10 protein-coding genes and 2 pseudogenes are annotated in these 14,319 nt (G+C 71.6%); 6 read left to right on the forward strand and 6 right to left on the reverse strand.

Annotation, left to right across the window (positions count from 1 at the left end):
- The first annotated feature begins 60 nt into the window (after window positions 1–60).
- Window positions 61–1,949: pseudogene (locus A6A29_RS40855) on the forward strand (ABC transporter ATP-binding protein).
- 73 nt (window positions 1,950–2,022) lie between these two features.
- Here the strand turns inward: A6A29_RS40855 and A6A29_RS40860 are convergent.
- Together A6A29_RS40860 and A6A29_RS40865 are read right to left on the reverse strand one after the other, a co-directional pair.
- Complete coding sequence (locus A6A29_RS40860; RefSeq protein ID WP_073728843.1) at window positions 2,023–2,934, reverse strand: FkbM family methyltransferase; 912 nt, start codon at window positions 2,932–2,934, stop codon at window positions 2,023–2,025.
- A 154-nt stretch (window positions 2,935–3,088) separates the two neighbouring features.
- Window positions 3,089–4,312 carry a PucR family transcriptional regulator gene (locus tag A6A29_RS40865; RefSeq protein ID WP_143197159.1) on the reverse strand — a complete coding sequence of 408 codons (1,224 nt, stop codon included), beginning with the start codon at window positions 4,310–4,312 and terminating at the stop codon, window positions 3,089–3,091.
- A gap of 207 nt (window positions 4,313–4,519) precedes the next feature.
- Between A6A29_RS40865 and A6A29_RS40870 the strand changes: the two genes are divergently transcribed.
- The gene (locus tag A6A29_RS40870) at window positions 4,520–5,488 is read left to right on the forward strand and encodes an esterase/lipase family protein (protein ID WP_073728845.1); all 969 of its coding nucleotides are present in this window, start codon (window positions 4,520–4,522) and stop codon (window positions 5,486–5,488) included.
- A gap of 49 nt (window positions 5,489–5,537) precedes the next feature.
- Entirely contained in the window at window positions 5,538–7,175 is a 1,638-nt protein-coding gene (locus tag A6A29_RS40875; protein ID WP_073728847.1) for a fatty acid--CoA ligase, read from the forward strand.
- A 48-nt stretch (window positions 7,176–7,223) separates the two neighbouring features.
- Here the strand turns inward: A6A29_RS40875 and A6A29_RS40880 are convergent, their stop codons facing one another.
- Window positions 7,224–7,475 carry a hypothetical protein gene (locus A6A29_RS40880; RefSeq protein ID WP_073728849.1) on the reverse strand — a complete coding sequence of 84 codons (252 nt, stop codon included), beginning with the start codon at window positions 7,473–7,475 and terminating at the stop codon, window positions 7,224–7,226.
- 117 nt (window positions 7,476–7,592) lie between these two features.
- Entirely contained in the window at window positions 7,593–8,273 is a 681-nt protein-coding gene (locus A6A29_RS40885) for an HNH endonuclease (protein ID WP_073728851.1), read from the reverse strand.
- Here A6A29_RS40885 and A6A29_RS47410 point away from each other — a divergent pair.
- Window positions 8,272–8,895 (forward strand): annotated as a pseudogene (locus tag A6A29_RS47410) (hypothetical protein); the annotation flags it as partial. The gene A6A29_RS40885 and the pseudogene A6A29_RS47410 overlap by 2 nt on opposite strands.
- Window positions 8,896–9,056: 161 nt before the next feature.
- Complete coding sequence (locus tag A6A29_RS40895; protein WP_073728855.1) at window positions 9,057–9,704, forward strand: class I SAM-dependent methyltransferase; 648 nt, start codon at window positions 9,057–9,059, stop codon at window positions 9,702–9,704.
- Window positions 9,705–9,763: 59 nt separating this feature from the next.
- On the opposite strand, the gene A6A29_RS40900 is transcribed toward A6A29_RS40895, so the two are convergent.
- Window positions 9,764–11,761 (reverse strand): APC family permease, encoded by a 1,998-nt coding sequence (locus tag A6A29_RS40900; protein ID WP_107468418.1) that lies wholly within the window; start codon window positions 11,759–11,761, stop codon window positions 9,764–9,766.
- 245 nt (window positions 11,762–12,006) lie between these two features.
- Between A6A29_RS40900 and A6A29_RS40905 the strand changes: the two genes are divergently transcribed.
- Window positions 12,007–12,567, forward strand: a complete 561-nt coding sequence (locus tag A6A29_RS40905; RefSeq protein ID WP_073728859.1) for a hypothetical protein — start codon at window positions 12,007–12,009, stop codon at window positions 12,565–12,567.
- Between the two features lie 179 nt (window positions 12,568–12,746).
- Here A6A29_RS40905 and A6A29_RS40910 read toward each other — a convergent pair.
- A partial coding sequence (locus A6A29_RS40910; protein ID WP_143197160.1) for a sensor histidine kinase occupies window positions 12,747–14,319 on the reverse strand: 1,573 nt, incomplete at its 5' end.

The following is a 14,319-nucleotide window of genomic DNA, read 5'->3' on the forward strand; positions in this document are numbered from 1 at the left end:
TACCGGAGGCCGCACGGCCGACGGGATCCGCTTGTCGGCCATCAGATTCCGGAGCATCCCATGGACATGGAAGTCACGGCGTGGTCATCGCTGCACAGTGCGATGAACGCCCAGCAGGACCGGCGGCCCTTCTCCCGGGCCACCCTGGGCCGCATCGTGGCCTTCGCCCGGCCGCACCGCCGCCGAATGAACCGCTTTCTGCTGCTCAGCGTGGTCACCGCACTGCTCGCGGTCGCACGCCGGTACTCGCGGGGCGCGTCATCGACGCGATCGTGCAGGGCCGGGACACCGGCACGGTCACCCGGCTCGCCCTGCTGATCGCCCTCATCGCGGTCGCCGAGGCGGGGCTCGGCCTGCTCACCCGATGGCTGTCCTCCACCCTCGGCGAGGGGCTGATCCTCGATCTGCGTACCGCGGTCTTCGACCATGTGCAGCGGATGCCGGTCGCCTTCTTCACCAGGACCCGTACCGGCGCGCTCGTCAGCCGGCTGAACAACGACGTGATCGGCGCCCAGCGCGCCTTCAGCAATACGCTGTCCGGCGTCGTGTCCAACCTGGTGACCCTGTTGCTGACCCTCGCCGTGATGCTCACCATCTCCTGGCAGATCACCCTGCTCGCCCTGGTCCTGCTGCCGGTGTTCGTCGTGCCCGCCCGCCGGACGGGAGCGAAGATGGCGGGCCTCCAGCGCGAGGCCGCCAACCACAACGCCACCATGGGCACCCAGATGACCGAGCGGTTCTCCGCCCCCGGCGCGACCCTGATCAAGCTCTTCGGGCGCCCCGCGGACGAGTCCGCCGAGTTCGCCGCCAGGGCCGGCCGGGTACGGGACATCGGCATCCGTACGGCCATGGCGCAGGCCACGTTCATCACCGCCCTCACCCTGGTCTCCGCCCTGGCGCTCGCCCTGGTCTACGGGCTCGGCGGCTACTACGCCCTGCGCGGCAGCCTGGAACCGGGCGCCGTCGTGGCCCTCGCCCTGCTGCTGACCCGGCTGTACGCCCCGCTGACCGCGCTGGCCGGTGCCCGGGTCGAGGTGATGAGCGCCCTGGTCAGCTTCGAGCGGGTCTTCGAGATCCTCGATCTGAAACCCCTGATCACCGAGAAGCCGGACGCCCGCCAGGTTCCCGACGGCCCGGTGTCCGTGGAGTTCGACGGGGTCTCCTTCGGCTACCCGTCCGCCGACAAGGTCTCCCTCGCCTCCCTCGAAGAGGTCGCGACGCTCGACAGCCGCGGTGGCACCGAGGTCCTGCACGACATCTCCTTCCGGGCCGAACCCGGCCGGATGATCGCCCTGGTCGGCTCCTCGGGCGCGGGCAAGTCGACGATCGCGCAGCTGCTGCCCCGGCTGTACGACGCGGATTCCGGTTCGGTACGGCTGAACGGCGTCGATGTACGCGATCTGAGCACCGACTCGATCCGGGACACGCTCGGCATGGTCACCCAGGACGGACACCTCTTCCACGAGTCCGTACGCGCCAACCTGCTCCTCGCCCGGCCCGGGGCCACCGAGGACGACATCTGGGACGCCCTGCGCCGGTCACGGCTCGACGGACTGATCGCGTCCCTGCCCGAAGGTCTGGACACGGTGGTGGGCGAGCGCGGCTACCGGCTCTCCGGGGGCGAGCGGCAGCGGCTGACCATCGCCCGGCTGCTGCTGGCCCGCCAGCGGGTCGTCATCCTCGACGAGGCGACGGCCCACCTCGACTCCACCTCGGAGGCGGCCGTTCAGGAGGCCCTGGCCGAAGCCCTGGAGGGCCGGACGGCCGTGGTGATCGCCCACCGGCTCTCGACCGTACGCGCCGCCGATCTGATCCTGGTCATCGAGGAGGGCCGGGTCGTGGAACGCGGTACGCACACCGAGCTGTTGGCCGCCCGGGGACGGTACGAGGAGCTGCACCGCACCCAGTTCGAGCGGCCGTCGGCCCCCGAGGCGCACCCCGTCCACTGAACCACCGGCCGCCGGGGACGCCCCGCCCCACCGGCCCGGCGGCCCGGCGGCCGCATCGCCCCGGCCTCACGAGTCAGGCGTACTCCTTCTCCCGCGGCGCGAAGATCAGGTTCCGGCTCCTGTCCGGTCGCTCCTCGGTGACCGGGACGAGCCGGCCCTCCGCCTCCGAGATCCACCGGAAGGTGTAGTCGAGATCGTCGAACGGCTCGGTGAGTGCCGCCAGTTGGGTGGACTGCAGGGCCTCCAGAATGATGACGGGGCGGTCCCGCTCGATGAGGCGACGGGCCCCGGCCAGCACCCGGGGCTCGTGCCCCTCGACATCGATCTTGATCAGGTCGACCGGGGTGTCCCCCAGCTTCTCGTCCAGGGTGCACAGCTGGACGCGCGTGGTGAACGCGCTGGCCACCGGCCGGGCGAACTCCTCCAGCGAGGAACCGGTGGACAGCAGATTGGCCAGCGGGAAACGGATGTTGATATCCGCGCTCCCGGCCCGGTCGGAGACCCCGTTCTGGTGCAGCACGAGGTTCTTGATCCCGTTCGCCCGGTGGTTGACCGCCAGCCTGGCATGGATCGGGGGCACCGGCTCGAACGCGTGCACCGTCGCCCCGGGGGCGGCGAGGGCCGCGATCATCGCGTAGTAGCCGACGTGCGCACCGACGTCGAGCACCGTGCGGCTCGTGGCGGCCAGCCGGCTCCAGTGGTACAGGCTTCCCTGTTCGTAGCCGAACCGGCCGTTCCATACGGTGTCGAGGGCGACGGCCTCGTCGTTGACGCAGAACATGACGAACGCGGGGCAGAGGCCCGACTCGACCTCCACCCACCCGTGGTACGGGAACGCCTTCCGGTGCCCCGTGAGGATGTCCGAGGTCGTGACCGGCCGGGTCCGCGCGGCCTGCCGTACGGTCCGCCGGTTCATCTCGTCGAGATCACGGACCCGGGTGCCGCGCGACGCGCCGTCCGACGAGATCTTGCGGAGGATCTTCACACGTGCTCCAGGGGAGGGATGAGGAAGGGGCGGCCGGGCACGTCGATGCTGCCGACAGCGGGAGTGCGCCGGGGGTCGGCAGAGTGAACACCGTGCGAAACCTCCCCCGTTCAGCACCGGGGCCGGCGGTTGGCGGGACGGCGGGCCGTGGATCTCACTGCGCCCCGAGCTGCTCCACGGCGGCCAGGGCGAGGGACAGTTCGACCGCGCCGGCCGGGTCGGTGAGTGTCCGTCCGGTGAGCTGCTCCAGGCGACGCAGCCGGTTGGAGACGGTGTTGCGGTGGCAGTACAGGCGCTCGGCCGCGACGACCGAGGAGCCGCCCGCCCGCAGCCAGACGCCGAGCGTGGTCAGCAGCGTGCCGCACTCCTCCGCGGGGAGCGCGAGGACCCGCCCCAGAACCACCGTACGCAGCCGTCTGGCCAGGTCCGACTGGGCGGCGACCAGGGCGTCGGGCAGCCGTTCGTCGAGCAGCACGGTCGGCGCCCCGCCGGGCCGCCAGGTCCGCAGGGCCAGTTCGGCCAGCCAGCGCGCCCGCCCGAGGTCGGCCAGGGAGCCCACCACCGGGCTGACCCCGGCCCGTACGTCGTAACCCGCCAGGTGCTTGCGGAGGTCCTCGGGGCTGCCGCTGCCCAGGGGCACCAGCCCGGTCTCGCCGTCCGCCCTGATCCGCCAGAGGATGCGCAGACCCGAGAAGAGTTCGGCGCCGGGATCGGACGACGGCGGGAGGGCACCGGGGACCGGCCGCAGGACGATGACGGCGTAGCGCCCGCGCTCGGGGAGCCCCAGGCGGGCGGCGGCCTCGGACGCGAGCCCGGCGGCCACACCCGATCCGTCGAGCAGGGCGTCGAGCAGCGAGTGGCGGCGCTCCTGGTCGCGGGCCGCACGGGCGGCCTCGGCCTGGCGGTAGGACTCGGCGACGGCGTCGGTGATCTGTTCCAGGACGTCCCAGACGACGGCGGCCGCGGGCAGCAGCACGGGCAGGGCGGTGGGGTGACGCTCGGCGATCACCTCGTACATCATCTCCCACAGCAGCCTGCCGCCCCGCCGGTAGCTGTGCAGCAGGGAGGCCAGCGGCAGTCCCTGCTCGACGCGGCGGCTCCCGGTGCTCATGGCGTCCTGGAGGTCCACCGGCAGGTTCTGCGCTGCCTGGGCGACACCGGTGAGCGCCTGGCAGAGATTGCGATGGATGCGGTCGCCCAGCTCCTTGCGGCCGATCAGCCTGGCGTACGCGGGGTCCTCGACGAGAATCTGCGCGGCCATCCGGTCGGCCGCCGGGGCGAACCGGCTCCGCAGCTCGTCCCGTACCTCCCCGATGAGCAGGGGCACGCTGACGGGCGGCGCACCGTCTGTGCGGGGTGACAGCGTCGTCGGCTCCATGGCCGGTGAGGGTGGCACGCCCCGGCCGGAAACGGGAGACCCCTGACCGGAATTCCTTGCCGCCCCTGTGCACGGCGCACAACGCGGCACCGTCGGGTTTGGCACCCGGCAACCAATCCCGCCTCCGGGCTCGCGGTCCGGGACCCGGTGGTGTTGCCATGTGCGCCGACCCGGAGCCGCCGGGTCGACGACATCCGGGAGGGCATCATGTCCATCCGCATCCGGCTTCGGCGCACGGGACGCGCCGCAGCTCTGTGCGCGGCCGGGATCCTCATCACCGCCGGCCTCGGCGCCACCCACGCCGCGGCAGCCACCCCCACCGCTTCCCCCACCCCCACGACCCCCACCCCCACCGCTACCGCATCCACCGCCGACGCCGGAGGTGCGATCGACGCGGCCAAGGCGCTGCAGGCGGTCGCGCTGCCCGGCGCGAACGACTGGAACTGCAAGCCGAGCGCCGCACACCCGCGCCCGGTCGTCCTGGTGCACGGCACCTTCGTGACCGGCACCCTGAACTGGATCGAACTGGCCCCGCTGCTCAAGGCCAGGGGCTATTGCGTGTTCGCGCCGACGTACGGCCGGATGCCCAACATCCCGGTGCTGGCCGCGATCGCCCCGATGGAGCGGTCGGCCGCCGAGCTGAAGACCTTCGTCGACGGTGTGCTCGCCGCGACCGGCGCTTCGAAGATCGACATGGTCGGGCACTCCCAGGGCGGGCTGCTGCCGCGCTACTACCAGAAGTTCCTGGGCGGGGCGGAGAAGACCGAAAGGTACATCGCGCTCGCTCCGACCAGCCACGGCACCACCCTGTCCGGCCTCGCCACCCTGTTGCAGAGCATCAAGGGCGCACCGGAGGCGCTGCTGGAGAGCTGGTGCCCCGGCTGCCTGGACCAGACCCCTGGTTCGGCGTTCCTGCAGAAGGTCAACGCGGGCGGGGACACCGCGCCCGGTGTCGAGTACACCGTGATCTCCACGAAGCTCGACTACATCGTGACACCGGTCGCTTCGCAGTTCCTCCAGGGGCCGAACGTCCGCAACCTCTACACCCAGGACATGTGCTGGTACGACCTGGCCCAGCACGCCACGATGCAGGTCGACTCCGAGGTGCTGCACGAGGTGATGAACGTCCTCGATCCGGCCAACGCCACCAGGACGGGCTGCCGCATCCTCCCGTAGCACCGTCCCTACGCCCGTAGCCGCCCCTCCCGTTCACCAGGAGACCCCTGTGCTCAGCACCATGCAGCGTCATCCCCTGACCGTGACCACCCTGCTGCGTCACGGCGCCACCGTGCACGGCCGCAGCGAGGCGGTCACCTGGACGGGCGGGGCGGCCCGGCGCGCCACCTACGCGGAAGTCGCTCTCAGGGCGACCAGGCTGGCGGCCGCACTGCGCGGCCTCGGCGTCACCGGCGACCAGCGGGTGGCCACCCTGATGTGGAACAACCAGGAACACCTGGAGGCGTATCTCGCCATCCCCTCCATGGGCGCCGTGCTCCACACGCTCAATCTGCGGCTGCCCGCCGATCAGTTGCGGCACATCGCCCGTCATGCCGAGGACCGCGTCGTCCTGGCGGACGCGAGCCTGGTGCCGCTGATCGCCCCGCTGCTGCCCGGACTGCCCGCTGTCGAGCACCTCGTCGTCGTGGGCGAGGGACCGCTGCCGCACCTTCCCGGAGTACGGGTGCACCGCTACGAGGAACTGCTCGCCTGCGCGCCGAGGGACTTCGACTGGCCGGAGATCGACGAGGACGCGGCTGCCGCGATGTGCTACACCTCCGGAACCACCGGCGATCCCAAGGGAGTTGTCTACTCCCACCGTTCGATCTATCTGCACTCCATGCAGGTGTGCATGCCGGAAGCCCTCTGCCTGGACGACACGAAGCGCGCCCTCGCCGTCGTGCCGATGTTCCACGCCATGGCCTGGGGGTTGCCCTACGCCGCCTTCATGGCCGGCACCTCCCTCCTCCTCCCCGGCCCCCATCTCCAGGCCGAACCGCTGGCCGGGTTCATCGCCGCCGAGAAGCCGCACACGGCCGCCGCCGTGCCCACCGTCTGGGCGGCGCTGCTGGCCCACCTCGACACGCACGGCGGCGACGTGTCCTCGCTGCGTGAGGTCCTGGTCGGCGGCGCGGCCTGCCCGCCGTCGCTGATGACCGGCTTCGAGGAGCGGCACGGCGTACGGGTCGTCGCCGCCTGGGGCATGACCGAGACCTCACCGCTCGGTACGGTCGCCAGGGCGCCGCATCATGTCCGCTCCCCGGAAGGGGCCATGCTCTACCGCTCCACGGCCGGCCGGCCCCCGGCGGGGGTCGAACTCCGGCTCACCGGTGAGGACGGCACGGTTCTCGCGAACGACGGTGCGACGGTGGGAGAGGTCGAGGTCCGGGGCCCGTGGGTGACCGGCTCGTACCACCTCGCCGGGGCGCCGTCCGACAAGTTCAACGATGGCTGGCTGCGTACCGGCGACCTCGGCACCCTCACCTCCGACAGCTATCTGCGCCTGACGGACCGGGCGAAGGACGTCATCAAGTCGGGCGGTGAGTGGATCTCGTCGGTCGAGCTGGAGAACCATCTGATGGCCCACCCCGAGGTCCGGGAGGCGGCGGTGATCGGCGTCCCGGACGACCGGTGGGACGAGCGCCCGCTCGCCGTGGTGGTCTGGGCCGGGGAGGCGGGCGACTACGCCGGGCTCCGTACCCACCTCGGTGACCGGGTCGCCCGCTGGCAGCTCCCGGAGCGCTGGTCGGCCCTGCCGGAGATCCCCAGGACCAGCGTCGGCAAGTTCGACAAGAAGGAACTGCGCCGCCGGTACGCACAGGACGAGCTTCCCGTCGAGCGGCTGTCGCCGTCGGCGGCGGTGTAGCCGGGCCTCGCGCACGGCCGGGGTCCGCAGCCCGCGACGGGTGTTCGGTCAGACGCGCTCGGCGGTCCTCCACCGCCGCAGCGCGTGCCTGCCGCAGCGGCGCCACTCGTTCGGCGGCACACGGACCCGATGGCCGCCGTTGGTGACCAGCGCGTTCACCGACGTCATGGGGTCCGCCGCCATCGTCCTGGCCAGCAGGACTCCGACCACGAGCGGGAGCAGCGTCACGGCCAGGGCGGTTCCGGCGGTGGTGACGTGCTGGATGCGCGAGTGCCGCGGCGCTTCGGAGTCGTTGTTCATGCCCTCATCCCACCAGCCGACGGCCCGCGACGAATCGGAGAAGATACTCAGCCGCCACGCTGTCACCTACTCAGATCTCGAACGGGGCAGCCGGAAGCCGGCTGCCCGTCGCAACCGCTACGGCGCCGTCACGTGCTGAACGATGGTGTCCTCGCAGGGGCCCTCGGCGAAGACCTTGAGCGCTTCGTGCTCGTCGGTGTCGGCGTCGAGCCGCCACCGCAGCTTGGTCGCCACCCACTCGGCGATGTAGCGGCAGTGCTCCGCCGGTACCGGCGGCAGCCAGTCGACCGGGTCGCGGTCGCCGCGCTGCTTGGCGGTACGGGCTGTGATCGCGGTCAACGAGGTGCTCGCGCCCTGGTCGTTGGCGTACGCCTCACGCCGGGCCGCGGTCCACTTCGACGCCCCCGATTCCCATGCCTCGGCGAGCCGCACGGTGTGGACGACTTCCAGGGCACCGGGCTCGGTGGTCTCCTGGCCGTCGTAGTTCGACCGCCATCTGCCGCCCGACAGCACGCATCCGGCGCCGGTCCTCGGCTCCTCGATCGCCTCCTCCAGCAGCACCTCGCCCCGGGTGTCGCAGCCGTCCTCGGGGTCCTGGCCCGCGTTCCAGTGAGGGAACGCACCGGGTGTGAAGCCGCCGCTGTGTTCCGGGACGACGGGGACCTTGCCCACGGCGTCCGCCAGCGTGGTGACCTCCGCGGCACGGGCGGGCGAGGGCGGGCCGAAGGCGGGGAGGGCGAGAGCCAGGGCGCCGACGAGGGTGAGGGCGCCGACACCGCGGCACCAGTTCGTGATCATGTCCCTCTGGATAGCGGGTGCCGGACCGTGGACGGGTCCCGAATCCGCTGACTCACCGGCGCGGGGGCGGAAGTTCACCGCGGAGGGTCATGCACCCGCGCCCGTGTACGGCAGGGGCAGTACGGACAACGGCCTGCACGTGCACGACGACGTGACGCCCCCCGTCACGAAGGATTGCGGTACTCCCCCGGTCCCGGATCCGCCCCGCCTCGTCGCGGGCTCCGGCCCGGAGGACGCAGCACCGCACCGTCCCGTCGCACGATCCAGTCCGGAGCGCCTCCTTCGTGGCTACCTTCCTCTATCGGCTAGGCCGTCTGTCCTTCCGCAAACGGCGACTCGTCGCCCTGATCTGGGTGGCGCTGCTCGCCGCCGCCGTCTTCGCCGCGGTCGCCGACGACGGGGTTTCGTCGCACCGGACGGCCAGAAGATCACCGCGAGCGCGAACAGGGCGGCCGTCGACAAGGTCGTCGACGAGGTGGGCGGCGGCTCGCAGGTCGCCGGTGCGCTCAGCCCCTTCGAAACCCGGGCGATCAGCGAGGACCGTACGACGGCGTACGCCACCGTCACCTACAGGGCGAAGGTCAGCGAGCTGACGGACGCCACGAAGGACGCGCTCACGGACGCCGCGGAGACGGGCCGCGACGGCGGACTCACCGTGGAGATGGGCGGATCCGCGCTCACGCCGGAAGCCGGGCGGGAGCGACCGAGGCCGTGGACGTTGATGGCCGCCGGGAATGATGCGACGATCCCGGGGAACCGCCGGGCAAGGGAAGGACCGACTCCATGGATGAGGACCGCCACCTCTCGGCCGCAGCGGCGTTCGACTCGCTGGGGGCCGACTACGAACGGGCCTTCGCCCACTCGGCCGCCCACCATGCCTCGCTCCACCGGCTGCTGGAGGACCTCGCGCCCGGCAGCCGGGTCCTGGACGTGGGCTGCGGTACGGGGCGGCCGACCGCGCAGACCCTCGCGGACGCGGGCCATGAGGTGCTCGGTGTCGATGTGTCGCCCGTCATGACGGAGATCGCGGCCCGGCAGGTGCCCGGCGCGGCCTTCCGGTGCGCCGACATCCGTACGATGCCGCTGCCCGGGACGGACGCGGAGGAAGAGGGTTTCGATGCCGTCTGCGCGTACTTCTCACTGCTGCAGATGTCCCGCGAGGACCAGTCCCGGCTGCTGCGCAAGCTCGGCGGGTCGCTGAGGCCGGGAGGTCGGCTGGTCGTGGCGACGGTGCCGCTGGACGTGGAGGATGTCGGCGTCGTCTTCATGGGCCGGCCCGTGCGGGTGACCAGTTTCGGCGCGGAGGAGTTCACCGCGCTGGTGGTGCGGGCCGGGTTCTCGGTCCAGTGGCAGCAGGACAGCCTCTTCACCCCCGCCCACCCGGCGGGAGAGCCCGAGCCGCAGCTGTTCCTGCACTGCCGTCGCCTCTGACATACCGGCACCGGCCGGTCACGGCCCCGCCTCCCTCCCGGAGGCGGGGCAGGGCGGGGTCACGTCGGCCGGTCGTGGCCCACCGGCTTCCCCGCCGACTGGCCGGGCGGCGCGGGTTCGCCGCGGCGTACGGCGCCCGGCGCACGTACTGCCGGGTGGTTGGCGTGGCGGGAGGAATGCAGCTGCCACGGCACGCTGATCACCATCACGCCCGGTGTGAAGAGCAGACGGCTCTTCAGCCACAGCGCCGACTGGTTGTGCAGCGCGTTCTCCCACCAGTGGCCGACGACGTACTCGGGGATGAACACCGCCACGACATCGCGCGGCCCGGCGCGCCGGATCGAGCGGACGTACAACACGACCGGCCTGGTGATCTCGCGGTACGGGGAACTGATGACCTTCAGCGGCACCTGGATGTCGTACTCCTGCCACTTGTGCTGGAGGTCCGCCAGTGCCTCGGGGTCGACCGCGACGGTCAGGGCCTCCAGCTGGTACGGCCGGAAGGCGCGGGCGTAGGCCAGGGCACGCAGGGTCGGCTTGTGCGGCGTGGAGACCAGCACGATCGCGAACACCCGTGAAGGAGGGGCTAGTTCGCTGTGCGGGTCGGTGACTTCCAGCTCGGCGGCGACACTGTCGTAGTGGCGGCGGACGGCCCGCATCAGCAGCCACAGCACCCCGGCGGCCAGCACAGCGAGCCAGGCGCCCTGGGCGAACTTGGTGGCCAGCACGATGACCAGGACCAGCCCCGTGACGACCGCTCCGGTGGCGTTGATGGTGCGGGCCAGGTGGTGCCGGCGTCGTACGACGAGGTCGGTCTCGGTGCGCAGTTCACGGTTCCAGTGCCGGACCATCCCGGACTGGGAGAGCGTGAAGGAGGTGAACACACCGAGGATGTAGAGGTGGATCAGGCTCGTCACATTCGCTTTGAAGCCCCACAGCAGCAGCCCGGCGACCACGGCCAGCGCCAGGATGCCGTTGGAGAAGGCCAGCCGGTCGCCCCGGTTGTGCAACTGGTGCGGCAGGTATCGGTGCTGGGCGAGGATCGAGGTGAGCAGCGGAAAGCCGTTGTACGCGGTGTTCGCGGCCAGGATCAGGACCAGGGCGGTGGCCGCCTGGATGAAGTAGAAACCGACGCTGTCGCCGCCGAAGACGGCGGCGGCGACCTGAGCGATGACGGTGCGCTGGGTGTAGCCCTCGCAGTCGCCGCCGAGGCCCGTCAGCCGGCAGGCGTTGTCGGTGATGTGCACCTTGGCGATCAGCGCGAGTGTGGTGACGCCGACGAACATGGTGATCGCGATGAGGCCCATCGCGGCCAGGGTGGTCGCGGCGTTCTTCGACTTGGGGCGGCGAAAGGCGGGGACGCCGTTGGAGATCGCCTCCACACCCGTCAGGGCCGTACAGCCGCTGGAGAACGCGCGCAGGACCAGCATCACGAGGGCCAGACCCATGAGGTGGGATTCCCCGGCCTCCGGCCTGATGCCGTACGCCGCGCTCTCCGACACCGGCGCGTCGCCGAGCACATAGCGGAGCAGGCCGGTGGCAACCATGATCAGCACGCCGCCGATGAACAGATATGTGGGAGCGGCGAACATGTGGCCCGACTCGCGCACACCGCGCAGGTTCATCGCGGTCAGCAGCGCGACGAAGACCAGCGCCATCAGCACCCGGTAGTCGACCAGCGCGGGCAGCGCCGAGATGATGTTGTCCACCCCGGACGCCACGGACACGGCCACGGTCATGACGTAGTCGACCATCAGCGAGGCGGCGACCACCAGTCCGGCCGACGGTCCCAGGTTCGTCGAGGCCACCTCGTACGAACCACCTCCGCTCGGGTAGGCGTGCACGACCTGACGGTAGGAGAGCACCACCACCGTCATCAGCGCCACGACGGAGGCCGCGATCCACGGGGTGAAGTGGAGATACGCCAGGCCCCCGAGCGTGAGCACGAGCAGGATCTCCTGGGTGGCGTAGGCCACCGAGGACAGCGGGTCGGAGGCGAAGATCGGCAGGGCCAGCCGCTTGGTGAGCAGCGTCTCGCCCAGCTCCTCGCTGCGCATGGCCCGGCCGATCACCAGGCGTTTGAGGAGTTCCGGCACGTTGAACACAGGGCGAGCGTAAGTCGCCGCGCGTGGGGACCCCGGAAGCGGTGGAGCATTCGGCGTAGTGCGCGCACTCCCGGGCGCGCGTGTTTCCGCACCGTTGGGAGCCCGCCGTGTCAGACCTCCGTCAAGACGGGCGGCCACCGCGTCAAAGTCACGTCAGACCGTTCCGGATCGAGGGGTGGCGTTCCTAATGTCGCCTCATGCATCGACGCATCACACCGGGGCGTACCCGGCCGCCCGCCGGAGATCCCGCGACACCCGGCACGGTCCACGACAGTTACTGGCCAGGGGAATTCCGCGCGGCGTGCGGTTGCGCGGTGCTGTTCCTCGGGCTGCTGGTCACCGTCGACGCGGGCGACGGCACACTGACGACACCCCGCGCGGTTCTGTGGTCCGGGCTGGCGCTGCTGCTGTTCGTGATCCTGCTGCCCCCACGGGTGGCCGCGGGCGAGAACTGGCTGGAGTCGCGCGGACCGCTGCGCGGGCAGCGGGTACGGACCGACCGGCTGGTCTCGGCGCGATGGTCCGGCGGGGTGGTGCGGCGGCTCGTCATCTGCGACGAGGACGGGGGCCGGGCCGAGCTGGATCCGCGGGTGCTGGCCTCCAATCCCGCGCTGTGGCAGCAGGTGGACGCGGCGGCCCGTGTCTCGCAGGCGCGCGGGCGGCTGCGGTACGGGGAGTCGGCGCTGCTGGAGTTGTCACGGCAGATCGACGGGGCGACCGCCCTGACGATCTTCAAGATCTCGCGTTTCGACGAGTAGGGGTCGTTCTGTCGTCCCCGGTGGTCCGTCGTCCCCGGCTGTCCCGTCGTCCCCGGTGGTCGGCGGGCGGCTCGCCCGGTGGGTTGTCCCGTCGTACCCGCCGGGTTCGGCGCCGCTCGCCGAGGAGGGCGGCCCGCTCCGAACGGTGGGCCGCGCGGCGTCCCGTGATCAGCCGTTCGTCACGAGGTGACCTGGGCAGGGAGGTCGGGCCGCGTGGGTGGGCGCCCGTCCGCGACCCGGAGGGTGAGCACCATGGTCAGGCCGCCGCCGGGGGTGTCCTCGGCGTCGAGTGTGCCGCCCATGGCCTCCACGAAGCCGCGGGCGACGGCGAGGCCGAGGCCCACTCCGGCGCCGCGCGGGGCGTCGCCGTACCGCTGGAAGGGCTCGAAGATCCGTTCCTTGCCCTCGTCCGCAACCCCCCGGCCCCGGTCCACGACCCGTAGCTCGACCCGGGTGCCGAGCGCACTGGCCGACACCAGGACCGCTTCTCCGTCGGGGCTGTACTTGACGGCGTTCTCCACGACGTTGGCCGCGGCCCGCTCCAGCAGGCCGCGATCGACGGCGACCATCGGCAGCGACTCCGGGATGTCCAGTTCGACACTGTCGTCCGGCACCCCGGCCAGTGCCATCGGGATGACTTCGTCGAGGTCCGTCTCGCGGATCAGCGGGGTGACGGTGCCGGTCTGGAGGCGGGACATGTCCAGGAGGTTGCCGATCAGATGGTCGAGGCGGTCGGCGCCGTCCTCGATGCCTTCGAGGAGTTCGGCCTCGTCCTCCTCCGACCAGGCGACGTCGTCGGAGCGCAGCGAGCTCACGGCGGCCTTGATGGCGGCCAGCGGGGTGCGCAGATCATGGCTGACGGCGGCGAGGAGCGCGGTGCGTATGCGGTTGCTCTCGGCGAGGGTGCGGGCTGCCTCGGCCTCGCCGACCAGGCGCCGGCGGTCCAGGACGACGACGGCCTGCGCGGCGAACGCGGCCAGTACCCTGCGGTCCTCGGCGGGCAGGACGCGGCCGGACAGGGCGAGCGCCATGTGGTCACCGACCGGTACGTCCACGTCGGCGTCCTCGGGCTGTTCGACCCGGTGGGCGTTTCCCACGCTGCCCGCACAGGTCCACGGTTCGACGTCGCTGCCCCGCTCCAGCAGCACCGCGGAATCCATGGCGAAGGTCTCCCGGACTCGTTCCAGCAACGCCTCCAGACTGGTCTCGCCGCGCAGGACGCTGCCCGCGAGGAAGGAGAGGATCTCCGACTCGGCGCGCAGCCGGGCCGCCTGATGGGTGCGGCGGGCCGCCAGATCCACCACGGAGGCGACCGCCACCGCGACCGCGAAGAAGATCACGATCGCGACGATGTTCTCCGGGTCGGAGACGGTCAGCGTATGGATGGGCGGAGTGAAGTAGTAGTTCAGCAGCAGTGAGCCCACCGCCGCGGAGGCGAGGGCGGGCCGCACACCGCCGAGGAGCGCCGCGGCCACCGTGAGCGACAGGAACAGCAGCACATCGTTGGCGAGACCCGGGCCCGGCTGAAAGCTTGTGAGCAGGGTGGTCAGGAGGGCGGGTCCCGCGACGCCGACGAGCCAGCCCCAGATGATGCGGGCGCGGCCCAGGCGGGCGCCGCGGGCGATGGGCAGGCCGCGGCCCTTGGCGACTTCCTCGTGCGTGACGATGTGGACGTCGAGGTCGGGCCCGGAATCACGCGCGACGGTCGAGCCGACACCGGGACCGTAGATGTACTGCCAGGTCTTGCGCCGG

It is taken from the genome of Streptomyces sp. TSRI0281, assembly GCF_001905125.1.
GTDB lineage: Bacteria > Actinomycetota > Actinomycetes > Streptomycetales > Streptomycetaceae > Streptomyces.